Annotated in this window: 20 protein-coding genes and 1 pseudogene; 11 read left to right on the top strand and 10 right to left on the bottom strand. The window is 56.9% G+C overall.

The features are described 5' to 3' along the window. Positions 1–76: 76 nt before the first annotated feature. The 7 genes from ABLV54_RS14880 to dnaA all read right to left on the bottom strand — a co-directional run bounded on the left by ABLV54_RS14880 (position 77) and on the right by dnaA (position 9,631). Positions 77–1,192 (bottom strand): BamA/TamA family outer membrane protein, encoded by a 1,116-nt coding sequence (locus ABLV54_RS14880; RefSeq protein ID WP_162489989.1) that lies wholly within the window; start codon positions 1,190–1,192, stop codon positions 77–79. A gap of 20 nt (positions 1,193–1,212) precedes the next feature. Next, entirely contained in the window at positions 1,213–2,295 is a 1,083-nt protein-coding gene (locus tag ABLV54_RS14875; protein ID WP_023291454.1) for a hypothetical protein, read from the bottom strand. Between the two features lie 150 nt (positions 2,296–2,445). Further along, entirely contained in the window at positions 2,446–3,258 is an 813-nt protein-coding gene (gene yidA, locus ABLV54_RS14870; protein WP_023291455.1) for a sugar-phosphatase, read from the bottom strand. A 200-nt stretch (positions 3,259–3,458) separates the two neighbouring features. After that, positions 3,459–5,873 carry a DNA topoisomerase (ATP-hydrolyzing) subunit B gene (gene gyrB / locus ABLV54_RS14865; RefSeq protein WP_004202281.1) on the bottom strand — a complete coding sequence of 805 codons (2,415 nt, stop codon included), beginning with the start codon at positions 5,871–5,873 and terminating at the stop codon, positions 3,459–3,461. A gap of 28 nt (positions 5,874–5,901) precedes the next feature. After that, positions 5,902–6,975 (bottom strand): DNA replication/repair protein RecF, encoded by a 1,074-nt coding sequence (gene recF, locus ABLV54_RS14860; protein WP_032454434.1) that lies wholly within the window; start codon positions 6,973–6,975, stop codon positions 5,902–5,904. 147 nt (positions 6,976–7,122) lie between these two features. After that, complete coding sequence (dnaN, locus tag ABLV54_RS14855) at positions 7,123–8,223, bottom strand: DNA polymerase III subunit beta (protein WP_004145090.1); 1,101 nt, start codon at positions 8,221–8,223, stop codon at positions 7,123–7,125. A 4-nt stretch (positions 8,224–8,227) separates the two neighbouring features. Continuing rightward, positions 8,228–9,631: a chromosomal replication initiator protein DnaA gene (gene dnaA, locus ABLV54_RS14850; protein ID WP_017899658.1), complete on the bottom strand. Its 1,404-nt coding sequence runs from the start codon at positions 9,629–9,631 to the stop codon at positions 8,228–8,230. A 621-nt stretch (positions 9,632–10,252) separates the two neighbouring features. Here dnaA and rpmH point away from each other — a divergent pair. The 10 genes and pseudogenes from rpmH (at position 10,253) to ABLV54_RS14800 (ending at position 18,363) form a co-directional block, all read left to right on the top strand. Further along, entirely contained in the window at positions 10,253–10,393 is a 141-nt protein-coding gene (gene rpmH, locus ABLV54_RS14845; protein ID WP_000831330.1) for a 50S ribosomal protein L34, read from the top strand. Between the two features lie 15 nt (positions 10,394–10,408). After that, the gene (rnpA, locus tag ABLV54_RS14840) at positions 10,409–10,768 is read left to right on the top strand and encodes a ribonuclease P protein component (protein ID WP_004151535.1); all 360 of its coding nucleotides are present in this window, start codon (positions 10,409–10,411) and stop codon (positions 10,766–10,768) included. Further along, positions 10,732–10,989 carry a membrane protein insertion efficiency factor YidD gene (gene yidD, locus ABLV54_RS14835; RefSeq protein ID WP_004151536.1) on the top strand — a complete coding sequence of 86 codons (258 nt, stop codon included), beginning with the start codon at positions 10,732–10,734 and terminating at the stop codon, positions 10,987–10,989. Before rnpA ends, yidD begins: the two co-directional genes overlap by 37 nt. 2 nt (positions 10,990–10,991) lie before the next feature. After that, a complete protein-coding gene (gene yidC, locus ABLV54_RS14830) occupies positions 10,992–12,638 on the top strand; it encodes a membrane protein insertase YidC (protein ID WP_050534288.1) in 1,647 nt (548 codons plus the stop codon). A gap of 122 nt (positions 12,639–12,760) precedes the next feature. Next, positions 12,761–14,125, top strand: coding sequence for a tRNA uridine-5-carboxymethylaminomethyl(34) synthesis GTPase MnmE (mnmE, locus tag ABLV54_RS14825; RefSeq protein ID WP_023291461.1), 1,365 nt, complete (start codon positions 12,761–12,763; stop codon positions 14,123–14,125). 118 nt (positions 14,126–14,243) lie between these two features. Further along, entirely contained in the window at positions 14,244–14,663 is a 420-nt protein-coding gene (locus ABLV54_RS14820; protein WP_023291462.1) for a GNAT family N-acetyltransferase, read from the top strand. A gap of 99 nt (positions 14,664–14,762) precedes the next feature. Continuing rightward, positions 14,763–15,947, top strand: coding sequence for an MFS transporter (locus tag ABLV54_RS14815; RefSeq protein WP_050534289.1), 1,185 nt, complete (start codon positions 14,763–14,765; stop codon positions 15,945–15,947). Further along, a pseudogene (yidZ, locus tag ABLV54_RS14810) lies at positions 15,916–16,875 on the top strand (HTH-type transcriptional regulator YidZ). The gene ABLV54_RS14815 and the pseudogene yidZ overlap by 32 nt, the downstream one beginning before the upstream one ends. 309 nt (positions 16,876–17,184) lie before the next feature. Next, positions 17,185–17,760, top strand: coding sequence for a phosphopantetheinyl transferase (locus tag ABLV54_RS14805; RefSeq protein ID WP_072096716.1), 576 nt, complete (start codon positions 17,185–17,187; stop codon positions 17,758–17,760). A 36-nt stretch (positions 17,761–17,796) separates the two neighbouring features. Continuing rightward, positions 17,797–18,363 (top strand): NADPH-dependent FMN reductase, encoded by a 567-nt coding sequence (locus ABLV54_RS14800; protein ID WP_023291465.1) that lies wholly within the window; start codon positions 17,797–17,799, stop codon positions 18,361–18,363. Positions 18,364–18,408: 45 nt separating this feature from the next. Here the strand turns inward: ABLV54_RS14800 and ABLV54_RS14795 are convergent, their stop codons facing one another. Then, entirely contained in the window at positions 18,409–19,746 is a 1,338-nt protein-coding gene (locus tag ABLV54_RS14795) for an NCS2 family permease (protein WP_072096714.1), read from the bottom strand. Positions 19,747–19,915: 169 nt separating this feature from the next. On the opposite strand from ABLV54_RS14795, the gene yieH reads away from it, so the two are divergent. Next, on the top strand, positions 19,916–20,581 hold the full coding sequence (gene yieH / locus ABLV54_RS14790; protein ID WP_348814189.1) for a 6-phosphogluconate phosphatase: 666 nt from the start codon (positions 19,916–19,918) through the stop codon (positions 20,579–20,581). A 164-nt stretch (positions 20,582–20,745) separates the two neighbouring features. Here yieH and ABLV54_RS14785 read toward each other — a convergent pair whose 3' ends face one another. Then, a complete protein-coding gene (locus ABLV54_RS14785; protein ID WP_348814188.1) occupies positions 20,746–21,912 on the bottom strand; it encodes an alpha/beta hydrolase-fold protein in 1,167 nt (388 codons plus the stop codon). Between the two features lie 38 nt (positions 21,913–21,950). Beyond that, positions 21,951–23,582, bottom strand: a complete 1,632-nt coding sequence (locus ABLV54_RS14780) for a carbohydrate porin (protein ID WP_032429026.1) — start codon at positions 23,580–23,582, stop codon at positions 21,951–21,953. Between the last annotated feature and the right edge of the window lie 436 nt (positions 23,583–24,018).

Below are 24,018 nucleotides of genomic sequence, written 5' to 3'. Positions count from 1 at the left end.
GTGTGCTGACCGGGCCGATATTAGAGTGGCCTTAGCATACCGCAATCCGCAGCGGGTTTAATGCCCGGCGACAAGCTTAAAACGCTTCGCCGACCTGGAAGTAAAAGCCGCTGCTGCCTTTGCCGATACCGTAGTCGAGGCGAACGTTAACGCGAGGTTTGAATTCAAAGCGGTAGCCGACGCCCGCCGAAGGCAGCCAGCGTCCGTCATTCAGGGAATCCATGGATGGCCCCATGGTTCCCGCCCCGGCCCAGGCCACAATCCCGTGTCGCCAGGTGAGCTGCCGGCGGTATTCCAGTTGGCTGCTAACGACGTTTTTGTCGCGATAACGCCCCTGATAGTAGCCGCGCATCCGCTCATCGCTGCCCAGCAGGGGCATCATGCTCCACGGCACATCGCCCTGGGTGAAAGCGCCATCGGCCTCCCAGGCGAGGACGCTCTTCTCGCTGAGGGCATGATAATGGCTATAGTGCAGCTGAAATTCGTCAAAGCGGGTATCGCTGCCTAAGCCGGACGCATAGTGGGTGTAACGGAAGTTGGCATACTGACCCCGGCGCGGATTGGGGACGAAGTCGCGATCGTCCCAGTTGAGCGCGACGCTGGCGCCCGAGCTGAATACCGACGGCCCCTGCGGGGTATTTTCAATTTTCGGCAAATCGTTATGGTCCATCTCATCGGCATTCTGCGCCGCCAGCGACCATCCGGCGCCGAGATAAACATTGTCGATAAGCTGCCGGTAGACCGTCGGGCGCAGGGTCAGCACCTGGGCGGTATATTTCTCTTTTTCGTTGTCTTTATCGCCGGCATGAAAGCCTTGTCCCCAGAAATACGTCGGGGTGTTGGCCATCGAACCTTCAACAAAAATTCGCCATCGGTCGTGGTCAAAAAAAGCGTAGTTTTTCACGCTAAGGCCGAAGGCGCCGGTGGAGCTGGCGTAGCCGCTGAGCGTCAGCGTGGAATTCTGGCTGGTGGTATCCTGCGGATCGGGACGGTAGAGACCGACGACGGCAGTGCCGATGCCCAGCCCCAGCTCCGGCGTATAGAACGGACCGGGCATCACGCCCCAGTCAATGCCTTTGCTGGCGTCGAATTCATCGCTGGCGCCGAGATGCTGCAGCCAGCCGTCGATTTGCTCGCGGCTGATGGCCTGCGCCTGGACCGGTGCGCATAGCGCCCATGTCAGAAGCAACAGAACAGGGTTAAGCGGTCGGCTCAAAAGCGATACTCGCCGGAGATAAAGAAGCTGTTACGCTCGGCAAAACCAAACTCCGTGGTGATATTAAAATTCTGCGTCAGCTCATACTGCGCTCCCACCAGCACGTTCCACGGCGACTGCAGATGCTGTTTCACATCAAAGCGGCCATGATTGTCCTGGTTGGCCAGGTTGACCATGTTTTGCAGCATCGGCGACGGCATCGAGAGATCGTTAAGGCTACCCTTAAACTCTTGCTGCACGTCCTGATACATGCTGCCGACCCATAGATTCAGCTTTCCGGCCGGGAGATGTAGCGCATCGACCGATGGCGTATTGAAACGATAGCCTACGCGAGGCGAAAAGGTAAACGCATCGATGCTGCCGTCGAGGATATCAAAGCGTGTCTGGGTGTAGTTAGCGTCCAGTACGGTAAACCAGTTGCCGATGCCGCCCACCAGCGTGGTGCCCATCCCATAGGTGGTGCCTTTAAAATCGAGGCGAAAGTCGAGGTCCTGCATCCCCGGCATCGGCACCACTTTGCCGTTCGGCCCCTTCAGCCCGACGGCAATCTGCGAAATGGAGTGCCCCTCGGTGTGTCCGACGAGACCATAAACATTCATAAACGGCAGCAGCCAGGCATCCAGCTTGAGCGTCTCGGTTTTGCTGCTTTCCCGCGTATTACCGACGCCAATCTGGAAGGCGTTGTCCAGCGAGACCGGCCCATTTCCGAAAATGTGCTTCACGGCGCGTTTGCAAACAGGATCCTTACCGCAATCGATATTGCGGCCGTCCAGCGACAGGCCAGTGAAGCTAATGCTGTCGACATTAATATTCTGCCGCATATCCATATAGTTAATGCTGACGCCAAACGGCAGCGGCAGGACGTAGCCACGCTTTCTGGCCTCGTCGCCTAGCAAAGGGAGTAGCGAAGACGATGCTGTCGCCGCAGGCTGGCGACTTTCTGGCGCCGGCAGATCCGCGGGCTCGGCGCCGTGATAGGCATACGCTGGTTCGAGCGGCGTCGTTGGTTCCGCGGCCGCGCAAATCTGAACAGAGGCGAATGGCAGCGTAACCAACATCAAATAATGGCGTTTATTCATGAAAAATCTGATGTTAGTTCTGAATTGCAAAAAAAGAGGGCGGGTAGCTTATAGAATCCCCTGTGCGGAATAAGGGATTTAAATGCGGATTAACATCTGTTCATGAAAAAAGGGAAGACAGGCCCGACGAACGCCGGACCTGAAGGAAGCTTACGCTAAAACGTATTTTTCAATAGCGAAGGCGACGCCATCATCGAGGTTCGATTTGGTAATGAAGTTCGCCGCTTCTTTGACCGCCGGAATGGCGTTATCCATCGCCACGCCGACGCCGGCAAATTCAATCATCGCGATATCATTTTCCTGATCGCCTATCGCCATAATCTCTTCCGGTTTGATACCCAGCGCATCGGCCAGCGACTTCACGCCGGTGCCTTTATTGACGCGTTTATCCAGTATTTCGAGGAAGTAAGGCGCGCTTTTCAGCACGGTGTACTTTTCTTTCACTTCCGCCGGGATACGGGCGATGGCCTTGTCGAGGATCGCCGGCTCATCGATCATCATTACCTTCAGCAGCTGGATCTCAGGGTCCATCTTTTCCGCTTCGCAGAACACCAGCGGGATGGTCGCCACATAGGATTCATGCACGGTGTAGTAGCTGATATCGCGATTCGCGGTATACAGCGTATTGCGATCGAGCGCGTGGAAGTGGGAGCCGACTTCGCGGGAGAGCTGTTCGAGGAAGCGATAGTCGTCATAGCTCAGCGCGGTTTGTGCGACGGTGCTGCCGTCCCCGGCTTTCTGCACCAGCGCGCCATTGTAGGTGATGCAGTAATCACCCGGCTGCTCCATATGCAGCTCTTTCAGATAGCTGTGGACACCCGCGTAAGGGCGGCCGGTGGTCAGCACCACGTTCACCCCTTTTTCACGGGCGGCGGCAATGGCGTTTTTAACGGCGGGAGAGATAGTGTGATCGGGCAGCAGCAGCGTGCCATCCATATCAATTGCAATCAGTTTAATAGCCATAGGATCCCCGGGTAAGATGAGTCTTCCCTCATGCTAACGCGATTCCGCTCAAAAAACAGTAAAAGTGTCGGCCAGAAAGGGGGATGGAACCGCAGCAGAGGATTCCCCTTTTACTGGCAAAGAAAAGCCCGGTCGCGCTATGCGACCGGGCTCAGACATTCCGTTACCCCGGTCAAACTCGCGCCGGGGGAACACACGGCTTAGATATCGATATTCGCCGCTTTCAGGGCGTTCTCTTCGATAAACGCGCGACGCGGTTCAACGGCATCACCCATCAGGGTAGTGAACAGCTGGTCGGCGGCAATCGCGTCCTTGACGGTCACGCGCAGCATACGGCGGCTGTCCGGATCCATGGTGGTCTCCCACAGCTGATCCGGGTTCATCTCGCCCAGACCTTTATAGCGCTGGATAGAGAGGCCGCGACGGGACTCTTTCACCAGCCAGTCCAGAGCCTGCTCAAAGCTGGCTACCGGCTGACGGCGTTCGCCGCGCTCGATGTAAGCATCTTCTTCCATCAGGCCGCGCAGTTTCTCGCCCAGGGTACAGATACGGCGATATTCCGGCCCCATAATGAACTCATTATCCAGCGGATAGTCGGTATCCACGCCGTGGGTACGAACGCGAATAACCGGTTCAAAATGCTGCAGCTCTTTGTTCTCATGGAGATCAAATTTCCACTGGCTGCCGTGCTGCTCTTTCTCATTCAGCTCGGAGACCAGAGTGTTCACCCAGCGGGTCACCTTCTGTTCGTCCGCCAGATCGGCCTCGGTCAGGGTCGGCTGATAGATAAGCTCTTTCAGCAGCGCTTTCGGGAAGCGGCGCTCCATGCGGCCAATCATTTTCTGAGTGGCGTTAAACTCAGCAACCAGTTTTTCCAGCGGTTCGCCCGCCAGCGCTGGCGCATTGGCGTTGGTATGCAGGGTGGCGCCGTCGAGGGCGATGGCAATCTGATACTGATCCATCGCTTCGTCGTCTTTAATATACTGTTCCTGCTTGCCTTTCTTCACTTTGTACAGCGGCGGCTGAGCAATATAGACATGGCCGCGCTCGACGATCTCCGGCATCTGACGATAGAAGAAGGTCAACAGCAGGGTACGAATGTGCGAGCCGTCGACGTCCGCATCGGTCATGATGATGATGCTGTGATAGCGCAGTTTGTCCGGGTTGTACTCATCGCGACCGATGCCGCAGCCCAGAGCGGTGATCAGCGTGGCCACTTCCTGGGAAGAGAGCATCTTGTCGAAGCGGGCTTTCTCAACGTTGAGAATTTTGCCCTTCAGCGGTAGGATCGCCTGATTCTTGCGGTTACGCCCCTGCTTCGCAGAGCCGCCCGCGGAGTCCCCTTCCACCAGGTACAGTTCGGAGAGCGCCGGGTCGCGTTCCTGGCAGTCCGCCAGTTTGCCCGGCAGGCCAGCCAGATCCAGCGCGCCTTTACGGCGGGTCATCTCACGGGCACGACGCGCGGCTTCGCGCGCGCGCGCGGCGTCAATAATTTTGCCGACCACGATTTTCGCATCGGACGGATTTTCCAGCAGGTATTCGCTCAGCAGTTCGTTCATCTGCTGCTCAACCGCCGATTTCACCTCGGAGGAGACCAGCTTGTCTTTGGTCTGCGAGGAGAATTTCGGATCCGGCACTTTCACCGATACCACGGCAATCAGGCCTTCACGGGCGTCGTCGCCGGTGGCGCTGACTTTCGCTTTTTTGCTGTAGCCCTCTTTGTCCATGTAGGCGTTGAGGGTACGGGTCATCGCCGCGCGGAAGCCGGCAAGGTGAGTCCCCCCGTCACGCTGCGGAATGTTGTTGGTAAAGCAGTAAATGTTTTCCTGGAAGCCGTCGTTCCACTGCAGGGCCACTTCCACGCCGATACCGTCTTTTTCAGTAGAGAAATAGAAGATATTCGGGTGGATCGGCGTTTTGTTCTTGTTGAGATACTCAACGAACGCCTTGATGCCGCCTTCGTAGTGGAAATGATCTTCTTTGCCGTCGCGCTTATCGCGCAGGCGGATAGAGACTCCGGAGTTCAGGAACGACAGTTCGCGCAGGCGTTTCGCCAGGATATCGTATTCAAACTCGGTGACGTTGGTGAAGGTTTCCAGGCTCGGCCAGAAACGCACCATGGTGCCGGTTTTGTCGGTCTCGCCGGTCACGGCCAGCGGCGCCTGCGGCACACCGTGCTCATACATCTGCTTGTGCACTTTGTTATCGCGCTGGATAACCAGCTCCAGCTTCTGCGACAGGGCGTTAACCACCGAGACGCCTACGCCGTGCAGACCGCCGGAGACTTTATAGGAGTTATCATCGAATTTACCGCCAGCGTGCAGGACGGTCATGATAACTTCCGCTGCGGAGACGCCCTCTTCCGGGTGAATGCCGGTCGGGATGCCGCGGCCGTCATCCTGGACGGAGACGGAGTTATCGCTGTGGATGGTCACCACGATATCTTTGCAGTAACCCGCGAGCGCTTCGTCGATAGCGTTATCCACAACCTCGAATACCATGTGGTGCAGACCGGTGCCGTCATCCGTGTCGCCGATATACATACCCGGGCGCTTACGCACCGCATCCAGCCCTTTCAGGACTTTGATACTGGAGGAGTCATAAGAATTCGACATCAACGTTTCTCGCTCATTTAATCTTGGGTTAATCCGTTATTTTACCTTTTTCCACGCGGAACATCTTCGAATTTTTGTCCGACATGTCCATAACGTGCTCAGCGCTGATGGCGCTGACGAAAACCTGCGACTGCGTCGCTTTCAGGCGACTGGATAACAGACCGCGGCGGGCGTCATCGAGTTCCGAGGCAAAATCATCTATCAGGTACAGGCAGCGCCGCCCGCTGACGCGGGTGAGGAACTCGCCCTGCGCCAGACGCAGGGCGCACATCAGCAGCTTAAGCTGCCCGCGCGATAAGGTATCTTCCACCGGCGCCCCGTCGGCGCGAATACGGAAATCCGCTTTATGCGGGCCGTGGGCGGTATAGGTTAACATTCTGTCACGCTCGAAATTCCGCTCCAGCACTTCAGCGTAGTCGGTCTCTTTTTCCCAGCCGCGCTGGAAGGAGAAAGAGAGCGAGAATTCCGGTAAAAATTGCTGACAGGTATCCGCCATGTCTTCGACGATAGCGGCGCTGTATTCGGCACGCCAGCGGCTGATCTGCTCCGCCAGCGGGATTAATTCCAGATCCCATGGCCGCAGCTGGGCATAACGGCTGACCTGACGCAGCGCGGCGTTGCGCTGCTTGACCAGGCGCTTCAGGTTGCTCCAGGCGGTGAAGAATCCGGCTTCGTTATGAAAGCATCCCCAGTCAAGGAATGCTCTTCTGTATTTGGGGCCGCCGTTGAGTAAAGTAAACCCCTCCGGCGTAATCAGCTGCATCGGCATCAGGTGCGCCAGCTCCGCCACTTTGTGGCCGTCGGTGCCGTCGATACGCACCTTGCTGTCGCCCTGTTTGTCTTTGGTCAGGCCGATGGCGGTTTCCCGCTCTTCGCCCTGCAGACGGCCATGCAGAACAAAGGCCTCCTGCTCGTGGCGGATCACCCGGCCAATTTGCAAACTGCGAAACGCCCGGCCGTGGCCGAGCGTGTAGATGGCTTCCAGCACGCTGGTTTTGCCGCTGCCGTTCGCGCCAACCAGGAAGTTAAAGCCGGGAGATAAAGCGAGATCCGCATGTTCAATATTGCGGAAGTCTTTGATTAGCAGTCGGGATAGCGACATATCAGCTCATCATCATTCAAGGGGCGTGGGTGTCGCAGCCAGTTCGTCTACCGCCAGCGCGCAGAAAGCGGAGCGTACACGAAGTACGTGAGCATTTCGAGCACTGCCGGAAGACGAAATGGCAAGTAAACCAGCCCCTTTACGATTCTACAGCCGCATTGGCATAACAACGTAGGCTGCGGATTGAGAAGCCGCATCCTCAATCTGCACGCTCGACACCGAATCCGTCAGCAGAATGCGCACATTCTCGCACTTCAGCGCGTTCAGCACATCCAGCACGTAGCTAACGTTGAAGCCAATCTCCATCTCCGTGCCGGCGTAGGTCACGTCCAGAATCTCTTCCGCTTCTTCCTGCTCCGGGTTATTGGCGGTGATTTTCAGCTGATTTTCGCTAACGTACAGCCGCACGCCGCGGAATTTCTCATTGGAGAGAATCGCCGCGCGGGCAAAAGCCTGCTTCAGAATATCGCAGCCCGCTTCGAGGTGTTTATCCGGATTTTTCGGCAGTACGCGGCGATAATCCGGGAAACGGCCATCAACCAGCTTCGAAGTGAAGATAAAATCGCCGACATGGGCGCGGATATTATTGCTGCCGATCTGCACGCGCAGCGGCGTATCACCGCCGTCGAGCATCCGCATCAGCTCAATCACCCCTTTACGCGGCACGATCACCGAATGGTTCGGCAGCGACGCTTCCAGCGGCATCGAACAGACCGCCAGACGGTGGCCGTCGGTTGCGACGGTGCGCAGTTCGCTGCCTTCGGTTTCGAACAGCATACCGTTTAAGTAGTAACGAACATCCTGGTGCGCCATCGAGAACTGGGTCGCTTCGATCAGACGCTTCATGGTCGCCTGCGGCAGGGTAAATTCCACCTCGCTCTGCCAGTCGTCAAGATTCGGGAAGTCGGCAGCGGGCAGGGTCGACAGCGAGAAGCGGCTGCGGCCGGAACGCACCAACATGCGATCGCCTTCCAGCTGCACCGCGATCTCCGCGCCTTCCGGCAGGCCGCGGCAGATATCAAAGAATTTACGCGCCGGAACGGTGGTGGCGCCCGCTTCGTGCGGCTGAACCAGCGCCACGCGCGCCACCATCTCCATTTCAAGATCGGTACCGGTCAGCGACAGCGCGCCGTCCGCGACCTGAAGCAGCAGGTTACCGAGAATGGGCAGCGTCGGACGACCACCTAACGGACCGCTCACCTGTTGCAGCGGTTTTAATAAATGTTCACGTTCTACGGTAAATTTCATAGCGTCACGAGGATAATGTTCTGATTAAATTGGAAAAATCTTCTTTAATGTCGTGGCTTTCTTCACGCAGCTGCTCAATCTTGCGGCAGGCGTGCAGCACGGTGGTATGGTCGCGGCCGCCAAACGCATCGCCGATTTCCGGCAGGCTGTGGTTGGTCAGCTCTTTGGCCAGCGCCATCGCCATCTGGCGAGGACGCGCCACCGAACGGGAGCGGCGTTTGGACAGCAGGTCCGCTACCTTAATCTTGTAGTACTCCGCCACCGTCTTTTGAATATTGTCGATGGTGACCAGTTTTTCCTGCAGCGCCAGCAGATCGCGCAGCGCTTCGCGCACGAAATCGATAGTGATCGCCCGGCCGGTGAAATTGGCGTTGGCGATAACGCGGTTCAGCGCCCCCTCCAGTTCACGCACGTTTGAGCGCAGGCGCTTGGCAATAAAGAACGCCACTTCGCCCGGCAGGCGGATGTCGTTCTCATCGGCTTTTTTCATCAGGATCGCGACGCGGGTTTCCAGCTCCGGCGGCTCGATCGCCACCGTCAGCCCCCAGCCGAAGCGGGATTTCAGACGATCTTCAACGCCGTTGATCTCTTTGGGATAACGATCCGAAGTCAAAATGATCTGCTGATTACCTTCCAGCAAGGCGTTGAAGGTGTGGAAAAACTCTTCCTGGGATCGCTCTTTATTAGCGAAGAACTGAATGTCATCGATCAGCAGGGCGTCAACGGATCGGTAGTAGCGCTTAAACTCTTCGATGGCGTTGTTCTGCAGCGCTTTAACCATGTCCTGAACGAAACGCTCCGAGTGCATATAGACCACTTTGGCGTTCGGTTTACGCGCCACGATACCGTTCCCCACCGCGTGCAGCAGGTGGGTTTTACCCAGACCCGTTCCGCCGTAGAGGAACAGGGGGTTATAGGCGCCGCCCGGGTTATCCGCCACCTGACGCGCCGCCGCGCGGGCCAGCTGGTTAGATTTACCTTCGACGAAGTTATCAAACGTGTGTTTCACGTTAACGTTAGAACGGTAGGTCGGCTCCGCCGGCGCCGGGACATTATCCCAGCCAGGGCGCACGATCGTCGGCGCCACGCGCGCGGTCTGCACCTGCGCCGCCGGGATAGTCGCTGCGGCCGGGCTTACCGCCCCTTTCTGCAGCGAGCTGGCGGGCTTAGCTCCCACCTCAAAACGCAGCTGCGGGGCGTCCGCACCGCAAAAATCATTGAGGAGTCCATTGATATTATTGAGGTATTTGTCCCTTACCCAGTCGAGCACAAAACGGTTTGGCGCATACAGTGCCAGCGTGTTATCGCTCAGTTCCGCCTGCAATGGGCGGATCCACATGCTGAATTCTGTGGCTGGTAACTCATCCTGCAATCGGGCAAGACACTGCTGCCAAAGCGAAAGTGACACGGCGGACTCCACTCGAACATAAAATCGATATCAAAGAAAAACTGAAACAATCGTGATTGTTGGCACACGTCGACAAGACCCTGCATTAGCCGAAAAGCCCCTGCACAAAAGGGGTGACGTGCGAACCGCTATCTGCGGTTATTTCCCGCTGCGGATCCGGGGATCGCGATCGGGACCGGGGATCATAGCCTAAACTGAGAAAGAGATCTTGTGTTTCTCAACAGATTCTTCCCGATTTATCCACAGGAAGGATCGAAACCGGGTAAGTGTAATCGATCCTGGGAAGAGTGAAGCACGATTTCCGCCGCATATTGGAAAAATTAATGAGCTATGCCGCTTTTGGGCGGAAACGATCTAACAAAGATCCTTCAGGATCCTTGCGCTTTACTGGCCAGGCCGTATAATCCCCCACCCGGCGCGTAATGCCCGTTTTCGTCACGCGTCTCAGCTTATTTTTTGTGCGACGAGGTGCGAGAAATAAGGAAAGAGAATTGACTCCGGAGTGTACAATTATTACAATCCGGCCTCTTTAATCACCCACGCTGAGGCGTAAGTCGTTCGAAGTTCGTTCGGGTCTACGCAAAAGTCAGTGAATTTATTCAAGTTTAGGTAGAAATCGCCATGAAACGCACTTTTCAACCGTCTGTACTGAAGCGCAACCGTTCTCACGGCTTCCGTGCTCGTATGGCTACTAAAAATGGTCGTCAGGTTCTGGCACGTCGTCGTGCTAAAGGCCGCGCTCGTCTGACCGTTTCCAAGTAATAAAGCTAACCCTGCGTGGTTAAGCTCGCATTTCCCAGGGAGTTACGCTTGTTAACTCCCAGTCATTTCACTTTCGTCTTCCAGCAGCCACAACGGGCTGGCACGCCGCAAATCACCATCCTCGGCCGCCTGAATTCGCTGGGGCATCCCCGCATCGGTCTCACCGTCGCCAAGAAAAACGTGAAACGCGCACATGAACGCAATCGGATTAAACGTCTGACGCGTGAAAGTTTTCGTTTGCGTCAACATGAACTCCCGCCAATGGATTTCGTGGTGGTGGCGAAAAGAGGGGTTGCCGACCTCGATAACCGTGCTCTCTCGGAAGCGTTGGAAAAATTATGGCGCCGCCATTGTCGCCTGGCTCGCGGGTCCTGATCGGCCTGATTCGAGTTTATCAGCGCCTGATTAGTCCGCTACTCGGGCCGCATTGCCGTTTCACCCCAACCTGTTCTCAATACGGAATTGAGGCCTTACGCAGGTTTGGAGTGATAAAAGGCAGTTGGTTGACGATGAAACGCGTATTAAAATGCCACCCTTTACACCCTGGTGGTGACGATCCCGTCCCGCCTGGACCATTTGATACCAGAGAACACTAACGATGGATTCGCAACGCAATCTTCTTATCATCGCTTTGTTGTTCGTGTCTTTCATGATCTGGCAAGCCTGGGAGCAGGACAAAAATCCGCAACCCCAGCAGCAGACCACGCAGACTACGACCACAGCAGCGGGTAGCGCCGCCGACCAGGGCGTACCGGCCAGTGGCCAGGGGAAACTGATTACGGTTAAAACTGATGTGCTTGATCTGACCATCAACACCCGCGGTGGTGATGTTGAGCAAGCGCTGCTTCCGGCTTACCCGAAAGCGCTGAAATCGACTGAACCGTTCCAGTTACTGGAAACTACGCCACAGTTTATCTACCAGGCGCAGAGCGGCTTAACCGGTCGTGACGGCCCGGATAACCCGGCTAACGGCCCGCGTCCGCTGTATAACGCTGATAAAGATGCGTATGTACTGGCTGATGGCCAGAACGAAATCGTTATTCCGCTGATCTATACCGACAAAGCCGGCAACGTCTTCACCAAGACCTTCACCCTGAAACGCGGTGATTATGCGGTGAACGTGGGTTATAGCGTGCAGAACGCCAGCGAGAAACCGCTGGAAGTCTCGACATTCGGTCAGCTGAAGCAGACCGCCGCGCTGCCGTCCAGTCGCGATACGCAGACCGGCGGCCTGTCCACGATGCATACTTTCCGTGGCGCGGCGTTCTCCACCGCGGATTCGAAATACGAAAAATACAAATTCGATACCATCCTGGACAATGAAAACCTGAACGTCAGCACCAAAAACGGTTGGGTTGCCATGCTGCAGCAGTACTTCACCACCGCGTGGGTGCCGCAGAATAACGGGACGAATAACTTCTACACCGCCAACCTCGGCAACGGCATTGTCGCTATCGGCTATAAATCTCAGCCGGTACTGGTGCAGCCTGGTCAAACCGACAAACTGCAGAGCACGCTGTGGGTCGGCCCGGCGATTCAGGACAAAATGGCTGCCGTCGCGCCGCACCTGGATCTGACCGTCGACTACGGCTGGCTGTGGTTCATCTCCCAACCGCTGTTCAAGCTGCTGAAATTCATCCACGGCTTCCTCGGCAACTGGGGCTTCTCGATTATCGTCATCACCTTTATCGTTCGTGGCATCATGTACCCGCTGACCAAAGCGCAGTACACCTCCATGGCGAAGATGCGTATGCTGCAGCCGAAAATTCAGGCCATGCGCGAGCGTCTGGGCGACGATAAACAACGTCAAAGCCAGGAGATGATGGCGCTGTATAAAGCGGAAAAAGTGAACCCGCTGGGCGGCTGCTTCCCGCTGATTATCCAGATGCCGATCTTCCTTGCGCTGTACTACATGCTGAGCGCCTCGGTAGAACTGCGTCATGCGCCGTTTATCCTGTGGATCCACGATCTGTCTGCGCAAGACCCGTACTACATCCTGCCGATCATCATGGGCGCGACGATGTTCTTCATCCAGAAGATGTCGCCGACCACCGTGACCGACCCGATGCAGCAGAAGATCATGACCTTTATGCCGGTCATCTTCACGGTGTTCTTCCTGTGGTTCCCGTCTGGCCTGGTGGTGTACTACATCGTCAGCAACCTGGTGACCATTATCCAGCAGCAGCTGATTTACCGTGGTCTGGAGAAGCGTGGCCTGCATAGCCGCGAGAAGAAGAAATCCTGATACTCTTCATTCTTCAAGCCAACGCATCTGCGACCTGGATAATTTAGAGTAGTTACGGTAACGTTAATGCCAGAGAAGGCGGTCAATGGACCGCCTTTTTTACATCTACATAGAGAGTCACCATGAGCCATAACGACACTATCGTCGCCCAGGCAACCCCACCGGGACGCGGGGGTGTGGGCATCCTGCGTATCTCCGGCCTCAAAGCGCGCGACGTCGCGCAGGCGGTACTCGGCAAGCTGCCGAAGCCGCGCTATGCCGACTACCTGCCGTTCAACGACGTTGACGGTACGCCGCTGGATCAGGGGATTGCGCTGTGGTTCCCCGGGCCGAACTCCTTTACCGGGGAAGATGTGCTTGAGCTGCAGGGCCACGGCGGCCCGGTCATTCTCGACCTGCTGCTCAAACGTATTCTGACCCTGCCGGGCCTGCGCATCGCCAGACCGGGCGAATTCTCCGAGCGCGCGTTCCTTAACGACAAGCTCGACCTGGCGCAGGCAGAGGCCATCGCCGATCTTATCGACGCCAGCTCAGAACAGGCGGCGCGCTCGGCGCTGAACTCGCTGCAGGGGGCGTTCTCCGCGCGGGTGAACCACCTTGTGGAAGCGCTCACTCACCTGCGCATCTACGTGGAAGCGGCGATTGATTTTCCGGATGAAGAAATTGATTTCCTCTCCGACGGCAAAATTGAAGCCCAACTGAACGAGGTGATGGTCGACCTCGACGCCGTCCGCGCCGAAGCCCGTCAGGGCAGTCTGCTGCGCGAAGGGATGAAAGTGGTGATCGCCGGGCGGCCAAATGCCGGTAAATCAAGCCTGCTGAACGCCCTGGCGGGCCGCGAAGCGGCGATCGTCACCGACATTGCGGGCACCACCCGCGATGTGCTGCGCGAGCATATCCATATCGACGGCATGCCGCTGCATATCATTGATACCGCGGGCCTGCGCGACGCCAATGACGAAGTGGAGCGTATCGGCATCGAGCGCGCCTGGCAGGAGATTGCGCAGGCTGACCGGGTGCTGTTTATGGTCGATGGCACCACCACCAGCGCCGTTGACCCGGCGGAGATCTGGCCAGATTTTATCGAGCGCCTGCCCGCTAAACTGCCGATTACCGTGGTGCGCAATAAAGCCGATGTTACCGGCGAAGCGCTGGGTATCAGCGAAGTAAATGGCCACTCACTGATCCGCCTGTCGGCACGCACCGGCGAAGGCGTCGAGGTGCTGCGTAATCACCTCAAGCAGAGCATGGGCTTCGATACCAATATGGAAGGCGGCTTCCTCGCCCGCCGTCGCCATCTGCAGGCGCTGGAAGAGGCGGCGAACCATCTGCAGCAGGGCAAAGCCCAGCTGCTGGGCGCCTGGGCCGGCGAGCTGCTGGCGGAAGAGCTGCGTCTCGCGCAGCAGGCGCTGAGCGAGATCACCGGGGAGTTCACCTCCGACGACCTGCTGGGCCGCATCTTCTCCAGCTTCTGTATCGGCAAATAACGTTTAGTCCGTAAACGTTCACTCACCCGCATTAGCGCCGCGTTAATGCGGTTTTTTTCTTGCCCTTTGCGGCGCAACGTTCTCTACTTTTATCTCCCCCTAACCACGAGACTAAAGCATGACCGTTGAATATACCGTGATCGAGAAGGTGCCCTCCGCCGAAGCGTTTTGCCACCTGCGGGTGGTAGCGGGCATGTCGCCGCGCCCCGTAGAAGGCGCCAGAGCCGGGCTGCCGCAAAGCTGTTATGGCGTACATATCCTCTGGCAGGAGACGCCGATCGCCATGGGGCGCATCGTCGGCGACGGCGCGATTAATTTCGACATTGTCGACGTCGCCGTCGATCCGGCTCACCAGGGGAAGGGCCTTGGCCGGCTGGTGATGGAGAAACTGGTCGCCTGGCTGGATGCGAACGCCTTTGACGGCGCCTACGTTACGCTGGTGGCGGATGTTCCGGAGCTGTACGCGAAGTTTGGCTTCGAAAGCGTTCGGCCGGAAAGCGAAGGGATGGCCCGCGTCTGGCGACGCCGGGGCCGCTAGTTCGCGTTTCCTGCCAGGAAAATAGCGTTGTCCAAATGGCAACTCGTCTTGCGGAGCGTATCTCACTATGCTGAACGCCATTCACATCGCGAGGATCTCATGACACGCTTTCTTCTCTGCAGCTTTGCCCTGGTTCTGCTCTATCCCTCCGGCATCGATATGTATCTCGTCGGCCTGCCGCGTATTGCTCAGGATCTGGGAGCCAGCGAGGCGCAATTACATATCGCCTTCTCGGTCTATCTGGCCGGAATGGCCTCCGCGATGCTGTTTGCTGGCCGTATCGCCGACCGCTCGGGGCGCAAGCCTGTCGCCATTGTGGGCGCGGCGATCTTTGTTATCGCCTCCCTGCTCTGCGCGCAGGCGCACACCAGCAGCCACTTCCTTACCGGACGCTTTATCCAGGGGATCGGCGCCGGCTGCTGCTACGTGGTGGCTTTCGCTATTCTGCGCGATACGCTGGACGACCGTCGGCGGGCCAAAGTGCTGTCGTTGCTCAACGGCATTACCTGCATCATTCCCGTTCTGGCGCCGGTGCTCGGCCACCTGATCATGCTGAAATTCCCGTGGCAGAGTCTGTTCTACACCATGATCGGCATGGGGGTAACGGTGGGTTTACTGGCGGTATTTATCCTGCGCGAGACGCGTCCGACGGCGCCTCCGCAGACGGCTATGCCGCAGCATGGCGCGGACGAATCGCTGTTGAATCGCTTTTTCCTCAGCCGCATTCTCATCACCACCCTCAGCGTAACGGCGATCCTCACCTACGTGAACGTCTCGCCGGTACTGATGATGGAGGAAATGGGGTTCGATCGCGGCACCTATTCCATGACGATGGCGCTGATGGCGATGGTCAGCATGGCGGTCTCCTTCTCGACGCCGTTCGCCCTGTCGCTGTTTAAACCGCGCACCCTGATGATAACCTCGCAGCTGCTGTTTCTGGCGGCTGGCGTGGCGCTGAGCATCGCCACCCACCAGGCCGTCACCCTGGTCGGGCTGGGCATGATTTGCGCCGGCTTCTCCGTCGGCTTCGGCGTCGCGATGAGCCAGGCCCTGGGGCCATTCACGCTGCGCGCCGGTGTCGCCAGCTCGGTCCTCGGCATCGCGCAGGTGTGCGGTTCGTCGCTGTGGATATGGCTCGCCGCTATCATCGGACTCAGCGCAATGAATATGCTGATCGGGATACTCATTGCCTGTAGCATAGTGAGTCTTGTTCTGCTACTGGTCGCTACCCCGCCGCGGGTTGCGCAACACGATGAAGAAGCCGCTTTCGAGTCTCGATCTTAATTTACTCCTCTGCCTGCAGCTCCTGACCCAGGAGCTCAGCGTTACCCGTACGGCGAAGCGGATGAACGTTTCGCCCTCGGCGGTGAGCAAATCGCTGGCCAAACTGCGCGCCTGGTTTGACGATCCGCTGTTTGTCAAAACGCCGTTGGGCCTGGCGCCCACGCCGCTGGTCAGCAGCATGGAGCAGGATCTGGCGGACTGGATGCAGATGGGCAACCAGATCCTCGATAAACCGCACCACACCATGCCGAGCGGCCTCAAGTTCGAGCTGGCGGCGGAAACGCCGCTGCTGATGATCCTGTTTAACACCCTCTCCCAGCGCATCTATCAGCGCTATCCGCAGGCATTGATTCGTTTGCGCAACTGGGACTACGACTCCCTGGACGCCATCATTCGCGGCGAGGTGGATATCGGCTTCTGCGGGCGCGAAAGCCATCCGCAGTCGCGAGAGCTGCTAAGCCTGCTGCCGTGGTATATCGATTTTGATGTGCTGTTCACCGACCTGCCGCAGGTCTGGCTGCGCGCCGACCATCCGGCACTCAGGTAGGAGTGGGATCTGGCGGCATTCTTACGCTATCCGCATATCACCATCTGCTGGGAACAACGCGATACCTGGGCGCTGGACGACGTGCTGCAGGAGCTGGGGCATAAACGTAACGTGGCGCTGACCGTGCCGGGGTTTGAGCAATCCCTCTTTATGGCGGCCCAGCCGCAGCACACCATGCTGGCCACCGCGCCGCGCTACTGCCAGCACTATAATCAGCAGCACCAGCTACCGCTGGTCTCCCGACCGCTGCCGCTGGAGCCGCAGCATCTGGAAAAGCTTCGCGTCCCCTTCACCTTGCTATGGCATAAACGCAACAGCTACAACCCGAAGCTTGTCTGGCTTAGAGATACGCTGAAAGCGCTCTATTCCGGTACGCTGTAAGCCTTGTTTCGTGCCCATAGCACCTTATTTGCGCAAGAATTTGTAAAATTCAAACAAATTCCCTTTTCAAGGGGGGATTTCGGCATTAAAACCTGTTAATACCAGGCGATAATAGCGCCCGCCGTTTTATTCAGACCATTACTCACGGAGCGACGTATGGCAACGCATTTTGCACGAGGGATACTCAGTACCGGGGAGCCGCTATCGACACGTTTGTCAGCGGCCTGTCATCAATCCGCACGTCGGCTCCCTGAATACCGGCAAGCCCGCTTTCGCGCTTCGCGGTCGCTGCTCGCCGAACTGCTGTTTATGCTTTACGGCATCAGCGAGCTGCCTGAAATCGTTAACGAAGCCAATGGCAGACCGGTTTTTAGCGATCGTCACCTTCCCCGCTTCTCTATTTCTTATACTGGCAATATCGTTGGCGTGGCGCTGACCACCGAGGGGGATTGCGGCCTCGACATGGAGCTGCAGCGCGCCGTTCGCAGCCACGACGCCGACCGGCAAAATTTCAGTAACAATGAGAATCTGTGGATTAACATTCAGCATGACCCGGACGAAGCGCGCAGCCAGCTGGTGGCGCTGCGGCGCAGCGTGCTGAAACTGACCGGTGAGACATCAACGCAGCTGCAGCTGCTGCCTGGCTCCGGCCGCCTGCGTACCGCCGGCAGCCTGCCGATCGAAGCCGTCTGTGACGCCGAATCGCTGCTGGTGTGGTCGATTGCCGCTACCCCGAATATCGGCCCGCTGAAGGTCTGGGAGTATGATGCTAAGGGAGGCGACTGGCACAGCCTGGCGGACGCTCAGCGCCGCGCACGCGAACCCTCAGCCCGCCTGATGCGCTTTACCAGTCTGCCCACGGAAAAAACCTTATCCCTCAATTGACCGGTCTTGCCGGCATCATGATCCAAAGGAGCAATCATGTCAGATACCTTGAAAGTGGTTACGTTACTCGGCAGCCTGCGTAAAGGGTCGTTTAATGGAATGGTCGCGCGTACCCTGCCCGGCATCGCGCCGGCGGGTATGCACATCTCCGCGCTGCCGTCGATCGGCGATATTCCGCTGTACGATGCTGATATTCAGGAGGAAGAGGGATTCCCGCAGAGCGTGCAGGAGATTGCGCAGCAGATCCGCGAGGCGGATGGCGTGGTGATTGTCACCCCCGAGTATAACTATTCCGTGCCTGGCGGCCTGAAAAACGCCATCGACTGGCTTTCACGCCTGCCCGAGCAGCCGCTGTCCGGCAAGCCGGTGCTGATTCAAACCAGCTCTATGGGCGCCATCGGCGGCGCGCGCTGCCAGTATCATCTGCGGCAGATTCTGGTGTTTCTCGATGCGATGGTGATGAATAAACCGGAATTTATGGGCGGCGTGATCCAGAACAAAGTGGATCCGCAGTCGGGTGAAGTGGTCGATCAGAGCACCCTCGACCATCTGCGCGGCCAGCTGACTGCCTTTGGCGACTATATTCAGCGGGTTAAAGCATAAAAAAAGCCCGGCAGCGATGCCGGGCTTTTTCATCATACGTGCGGATTAATGTGCATCGATAAAGACAATCTTCAGCACAAACAGCAGCGAGACGATAATGACGCAAGGGCTGAGGTCGCGCAGACGGCCGGTGCCAATTTTCATCACGCAGTAGGAGATAAAGCCCAGGGCAATGCCTTCGGTGATCGAGAAGCTAAACGGCATCATCACCGCGGTGATAAACGCCGGTACCGCTTCCGTCAGGTCATCCCACTTCACGCGCGCCAGGCTTGAGGTCATCAGCACACCGACGTAAATCAGCGCGCCGGCTGCCGCATAGGCCGGAACCATCCCCGCCAGCGGAGAGAGGAAGATAACCAGCAGGAACAGGATACCGACGACCACGGCGGTCAGGCCGGTGCGCCCGCCCACGGAAACGCCGGAGGAGGATTCGATATACGCTGTTACCGACGAGGTGCCGATGAAGGAGCCTGCCACCGACGAGACGCTATCGACAAACAGCGCCTGCTTCATGCGCGGGAATTTACCGTTGGCGTCCGCCAGACCCGCTTTATCCGTCACGCCGATCAGCGTCCCGGAGGAGTCAAACAGGTTGACCAGCATAAAGGAGAAGATCACCCCAGCCAGGCCCAGATTCAGGGAGCCCGCCAGATCGACATGACCGATCACCGAAGTCACGCTCGGCGGCGCCGAGACGATACCGGTGTAGTGTACATCACCCAGCATCCAGCCCAGCAGGGTGGTCACCACGATAGAGACCAGAACCGCGGCATGAATGTTGCGCGACGCCAGAATCGCGATGATAAAGAAGCCCAGCACGCCCAGCAGCACGCTGTGGGAGGTCAGATGACCAATGCTGACCAGCGTTTCCGGGTTTGCGACGATAACCCCGGCGTTCTTCAGGCCCATCATACCGATAAACAGACCGATACCGCTGGTGATGCCCACGCGCAGGCTCAGCGGAATATTGGCGATCATCCAGTAGCGTACGCGGAAGATCGTCAGCAGCAGCAGGCCGACGGCGCCCCAGAAAATCGCGCCCATCCCGACCTGCCACGGCAGGCCCATCGCCTGCACCACTACAAAGGCGAAAAAGGCGTTCAGGCCCATCGCCGGCGCCAGGGCGACCGGCAGGTTCGCGAACAGCCCCATCAGGATACTGCCGAAAGCGGCAATCAGACAGGTGGTCACAAACACGGCGCTGGTATCCATGCCCGCTACGCCAAGAATTTGTGGGTTAACAAAAACGATATACACCATCGTCAGGAACGTGGTGAAACCGGCGATGGCTTCCGTGCGCACCGTGGTGCGGTGCTCGCGCAGTTTAAATACGCGCTCCAGCAGACCCTGGCCAGAAGACTGGCTGGTTTGTTGTTGACTCATTATCGGTTTCCGAACGTAAGGAGGGAAAATTCGACGCTATCCTATACCAAATTACAGCACCAGGCGCGGTTGTATGGTAATTTTTTTCATTTATTTTGCTTATACGGCAACGATTGCGTCGCGGTATTGGACATGACGAAAACGTTAAACTTGTTAATATGGAATGGCTATGACTCAACCAGAAGCAGTATTTTTTGACTGTGACGGCACGCTGGTCGACAGCGAGGTGATTTGCTCCCGCGCCTACGTGCACATGTTCCAGGAATTTGGCATTACGCTGGAGCTGGCAGAAATTTTTAAGCGCTTCAAAGGCGTAAAGCTGTACGAAATAATCGACACCATCAACGCCGAGCATGGCGTTAACCTGCAAAAGGTCACTCTGGAGCCGATTTACCGTGCGGAAGTCGCCCGCCTGTTTGATAGCGAACTGGAGGTGATTGCCGGAGCCCAGGCGCTGCTGGATGCGGTAAGCGTCCCGATGTGCGTGGTTTCCAATGGCCCGGTCAGTAAGATGCAACACTCTCTCGGCCGCACCGGCCTGCTGCGCCATTTCGCTGACCGGTTGTACAGCGGCTACGATATTCAGCGCTGGAAACCCGATCCGGCGCTGATGTTCCATGCCGCAAAGGCGATGAACGTTAACGTCGAGAACTGTATTCTGGTTGATGATTCCAGGGCAGGTGCACAATCGGGAATAGCCGCCGGCATGGAGGTGTTCTACTTCTGCGCCGATCCGCACAACCCGCCCATCGATCATCCCAACGTGACGACCTTTACCGATCTGGCTGCGCTGCCGGCATTGTGGAAAGCGCGCGGTTGGGATATCACTCGCTAGCCCCCGGCGTCGCCCAGCCGGGCGACGGTTGGCAGGTAGCGCTATGATCTAGCCCAGAACAGGACGGCTGGCGACCGGCTTATCTCTCCATCATCTTGGGACGCAATCACTTTCATCTTGTCTTTCTTCACTCGCGGAAAGCGGGGGCTAAACGCCCCCACCGGCTATTTAAACAGTTTTTGCACAAACTCCGCGTAGGCCGGGCGCCAGACGTCCATTTCATGGTTCAGGCCGGGATAGGCGTGATAGTCAAAGTTGATCTTCTGTTTTTCCAGCTCGCTTTTCAGACCCGCGATGTCTTTGCCGGTTACGGAATCTTTTTCCCCGACGACCACGGTAAAGTTACGCAGCTGTTTATTGATCGCCTCAGGATGTTTCAGTTGCGCTTCCACACCGGCATTCGGCACCGTGGTAGTCGTGACGCCGCTAAACGTGGCGAGCCAGCCAAAGCTCTCCAGATGATTCATCCCGGAAACCAGCGCCTGATACCCGCCCTGAGAGAGGCCAGCCAGCGCCCGACCGTCGGCATCTTTACGCACGTTAAACCGGGCATCGATCAGCGGAATAATGTCCTGCATCAGCTCCTTATCCGCCGCCTGCGCATTCAGCGGATAGAAGGTTTTGCGTCGCTCCTGCGGCGGGAAGTTTTCCGCGATGGCTTCCGGGGTGTCGGTTTCGGTATCCGGGACCACCACCAGCATAGACTTGATCTTGCCCTCCGCCAGCAGGTTATCCATGATTTGCGGAATACGCCCCTGATCGATGGCCGACAGCCCGCTGTCGCCAAAGCCATGATAGAAATAGAGCACCGGCAGCGGCTCGCCGCTGCCGCTATAGTTCGGCGGCGTCCAGACATAGAGCCGCCGTTCCGCATTCAGCGCCTTCGAGTGATAGGTAAGGGTGCGCAGATCGCCGTGCGCGACCGGGCGATCGTCCAGAATACTGCCGGGAACCAGAATCAGGCTGGTGTTCACCTGACGCTGCGGCTTCTGATAGCGGCTGCCGGTATCCACCGAGCGGAAGCCGTCCACATCAAAATAGTATTCATAGAGATTGGGTTTCATTGGCTCGCTTTTCCATGTCCAGACCCCGTGGTCCGCTTTGGTCATGTCGTGCGAGACAAAGGTGTCCGGCGTGGCGCCTGTCACTACCGAAACCCGCCGGGCATCACGGGCAAACAGGCGGTAAGTGATACTCTTATCCGCGTTAACCTGAGTGATAAAGTGGCTCACCGGCAGGGAGGGCTCGGGCACCGCTGGCAACGGTGCCGCCTGAATGGTGAACGCCGCGCCCGCCAGCGCGAGGGCGAAATAAATGGCATGTCGTTTCATCGTTATTCCTCTTACGTTGTGTCCGTTCTGTTATCGTCTCACCACCAGATTTCCGCCTGCGCCCCTACGGCAAACTGATCGTTTTTACCGTCTTCAAAAATGCGGGTGGTGTTATTCGCGGCCTTATCCAGGTCGATATCCTTCGCTTTAATATAGGTGGCATAGAAGCGAATTTCCGGGCGCGAGGTCAGCATACTGGTATTAACTTTGAAGGTATGGAACAGCGTGGTCTTATAGCCGGACTCGTTATATTTCTTGCCGGTCACATCTTTGTTTTGCTGCCTGAAGTACCCCAGTTCGACGCCGGTCTGGTTATATTTATTCCAGATATAAGCCGGCCGCAGGACCGTACGGATGGATTCAAAATCGGAGTGGGCCCCGGTCTCGTAGCTGTAAACGTCGTTGCCAAAGGAGTAAACGATGGCATTCGCCATAATAATGTCATCGCGTAAATAGGTTTCCCCTTGCGAGGTTAAGCGCACGGCGGTGCCATTGGTATGGTCGCCATAATAGCGGCCGTTAAAGGTGGTATAGGGGCTGGATCCGGCATAGCGCGAGAAGCTGCTGGCAATGGAGTTATTCGCCAGCAACAAAGAAAATTCGTTAAAGCCGCCGTGAGCAAATTTTTGCGTTAACGAAGTGCCGGCCATCCAGGTATCTTTCCATGGATAATAGCCTTCATTGCCCTCTTTATATTTCTCAGAAGAACTTTGGTTGGCGGCGACATAGCGTCCGCTGACCATCAGACTGGCTTTATCCCACAACGGGATCTCTTTGTAACGGATATCGAGGGTATTGGTGTTAATTTGCTGCTTATTGCTTAAAGAACGATCGTAGTCATCAACATCCTCCCGGACCAGCGCGATATCGAATTTCCCGGCGCCTACCTGCCAGTTTTCCAGCCCCACGCCAGCCGCCGCATCGGTTCTCTGCGTTTTCCAGTCCAGCATCTGGATCTCGATTTTTGGCGCACCGTGTTTGCCGACCCAGAAATCGGCTTCCGGGGCAAACGGCAGGAATCCTTTGGTGTTAACGTACATATCCGAGAACTGGATGTAGTTTTCGCCGCCGGCATTGTCACCAAACCAGCCAGTGGAATACTGCTGGCCAACGTTCCCATCGAGCATCACGATGGCGTCGACGCGTTTATCGCCTTCCTGAAACACCCGCTGCTTCAGCTGCAGATCGAACCAGCCGGAATATTCATTGCCCAGACGGCCAAGCGAGCCAATGGCCCACGACTTTGGCGAGCCATGCGAGGCGGTTCCCCAGCCCGAGCGGAAGTAGCCGTTATAGCTAAAGCCAATTTCATCTTTGACGAACTTGCTAAAGTCTTTCAGCGTCATCGCGCTGTAGGCTGGCGCGCCGTCTGTGGCAGGTTGTTGATTTTTGACCAGTACCGCATCCGGTTTCACTGCTGCTTTCGGTCCTGCCGCCGCCGCGACGGTGCGCTTCTGGCTCTCTGCAGGCGAAGACCATGTGGCCCAAATCTGGTCTCTTTTTCTCTCCTGGTCCTGATATTTTTTGAGCTCTTTTTGCGTATCGCTAAGCGCTTTTTCCAGCAACTCAAGCCGTTGCTCTACCGTCAACTGGCTCGCGAACAGCGTGGTTGAATAACAAAGCGGCGCCAGCAATACCATCGCCGAAGCGATCCTGGTTTTTCTAAACATAATATTCCCTTATATAAGTGTTGGCATAAATAAATACGACAGCGACAAGCATCGCGCGGGTTCTAATAGCTGTATCCATACCGCTTAAGGGCGCGAGGGCTGTTATTTTTGCGGTGAGAAAAAAACAAAAAAACCCGAAGAAGACGATCTGCCTAAACAGATAATCCTCTTCAGGTTTTGCCCGCGCATCGCGGTAGCAACCCTTATTAAGTCATTCTTAGCGCGCATAAAAAAACCTGATATCGCCGCCGTGGGGGGGCAATATCAGGTTTTGCCTGCTGTCGCAGTAACAATCCGTTTAAAACATTCTGAGCTTGCGTGCTCAGTCAGTGGATACTGATTGTTACGCGATAAAATGAAGAACTCAAACGGGCAGCCTGTTAATTGTGACGATAATCGCAGCAATATCGCTGCCGCTGGAGGAATCATATCTAAT

Source organism: Klebsiella sp. JB_Kp042, assembly GCF_040065275.1.
Classification (GTDB): Bacteria; Pseudomonadota; Gammaproteobacteria; order Enterobacterales; family Enterobacteriaceae; genus Klebsiella; species Klebsiella quasipneumoniae.
Note: the sequence above shows the minus strand (reverse complement) of the source record. Positions and strands in the feature narration are given on the sequence as shown.

What these genes read in the sequence shown, in the direction of transcription:
- ABLV54_RS14875 (WP_023291454.1), bottom strand. Translation starts at nt 2,295, where the DNA reads ATGAATAAACGCCATTATTTGATGTTGGTTACGCTGCCATTCGCCTCT.
- yidA (WP_023291455.1), bottom strand. Translation starts at nt 3,258, where the DNA reads ATGGCTATTAAACTGATTGCAATTGATATGGATGGCACGCTGCTGCTG.
- gyrB (WP_004202281.1), bottom strand. Translation starts at nt 5,873, where the DNA reads ATGTCGAATTCTTATGACTCCTCCAGTATCAAAGTCCTGAAAGGGCTG.
- recF (WP_032454434.1), bottom strand. Translation starts at nt 6,975, where the DNA reads ATGTCGCTATCCCGACTGCTAATCAAAGACTTCCGCAATATTGAACAT.
- dnaN (WP_004145090.1), bottom strand. Translation starts at nt 8,223, where the DNA reads ATGAAATTTACCGTAGAACGTGAACATTTATTAAAACCGCTGCAACAG.
- rpmH (WP_000831330.1), top strand. Translation starts at nt 10,253, where the DNA reads ATGAAACGCACTTTTCAACCGTCTGTACTGAAGCGCAACCGTTCTCAC.
- yidD (WP_004151536.1), top strand. Translation starts at nt 10,732, where the DNA reads ATGGCGCCGCCATTGTCGCCTGGCTCGCGGGTCCTGATCGGCCTGATT.
- yidC (WP_050534288.1), top strand. Translation starts at nt 10,992, where the DNA reads ATGGATTCGCAACGCAATCTTCTTATCATCGCTTTGTTGTTCGTGTCT.
- mnmE (WP_023291461.1), top strand. Translation starts at nt 12,761, where the DNA reads ATGAGCCATAACGACACTATCGTCGCCCAGGCAACCCCACCGGGACGC.
- ABLV54_RS14820 (WP_023291462.1), top strand. Translation starts at nt 14,244, where the DNA reads ATGACCGTTGAATATACCGTGATCGAGAAGGTGCCCTCCGCCGAAGCG.
- ABLV54_RS14815 (WP_050534289.1), top strand. Translation starts at nt 14,763, where the DNA reads ATGACACGCTTTCTTCTCTGCAGCTTTGCCCTGGTTCTGCTCTATCCC.
- ABLV54_RS14805 (WP_072096716.1), top strand. Translation starts at nt 17,185, where the DNA reads ATGCTTTACGGCATCAGCGAGCTGCCTGAAATCGTTAACGAAGCCAAT.
- ABLV54_RS14800 (WP_023291465.1), top strand. Translation starts at nt 17,797, where the DNA reads ATGTCAGATACCTTGAAAGTGGTTACGTTACTCGGCAGCCTGCGTAAA.
- ABLV54_RS14795 (WP_072096714.1), bottom strand. Translation starts at nt 19,746, where the DNA reads ATGAGTCAACAACAAACCAGCCAGTCTTCTGGCCAGGGTCTGCTGGAG.
- yieH (WP_348814189.1), top strand. Translation starts at nt 19,916, where the DNA reads ATGACTCAACCAGAAGCAGTATTTTTTGACTGTGACGGCACGCTGGTC.
- ABLV54_RS14785 (WP_348814188.1), bottom strand. Translation starts at nt 21,912, where the DNA reads ATGAAACGACATGCCATTTATTTCGCCCTCGCGCTGGCGGGCGCGGCG.
- ABLV54_RS14780 (WP_032429026.1), bottom strand. Translation starts at nt 23,582, where the DNA reads ATGTTTAGAAAAACCAGGATCGCTTCGGCGATGGTATTGCTGGCGCCG.